The 539-nt window shown below is 63.1% G+C and carries 1 protein-coding gene; it reads right to left on the bottom strand.

Annotation, left to right across the window (positions count from 1 at the left end; all coding sequences use genetic code 11):
* Positions 1-539, bottom strand: a 539-nt coding sequence (locus A5624_RS18675; RefSeq protein ID WP_232002282.1) for a class I SAM-dependent methyltransferase, incomplete at both ends; no start/stop codon positions are given.

The following is a 539-nucleotide window of genomic DNA, read 5'->3' on the forward strand; positions in this document are numbered from 1 at the left end:
GTCGTAGACCTCCTGGGACTGGATGGCGATCGCCTGCTCGCGATTGGCCTCGAGTGCCTCGGCCCACAGGTCCAAGGTCCTGGCGTAGTGCAGCTGCAGCGACTGGACGCGGGTCAGGTCGAAGCCCGCGGTCACTCCGTACTCGCCGACGGTCTGCGGCGTCGGCAGCCAGCCGCCGGGGAAGATCTCGGCCAGGATGAACTGCGAGAACTGCACGATTTCGTGGGTCAGCTTCAGGCCCTTGGCCCGCGCGTCTTTGAACGACGGCCGAACGATGGTGTGCAGCAACATCACTCCGCCGGGCGGCAGCGCCTGGTAGGCCATTTTGAAGAAGCGGCCGTAGCGCTGCCGGCCGAAGTGCTCGAAAAATGCGGGATAGCGCTCCATCTTGAAAGCTTCGAAGGCGCCAATCGTGACGATCCGGTCGACCTTGTCCTCGAACTCTTCCCAGCCCTGCAACCGCACCTCGATGTTGCGGCTGGTCGGCAATCCGGCCAGCTTGTTCTTGCTGTACTCAAATTGATTGCGGCTCAGCGTGA

The organism is Mycobacterium sp. 1482292.6 (assembly GCF_001672995.1).
Lineage (GTDB): Bacteria > Actinomycetota > Actinomycetes > Mycobacteriales > Mycobacteriaceae > Mycobacterium > Mycobacterium europaeum_A.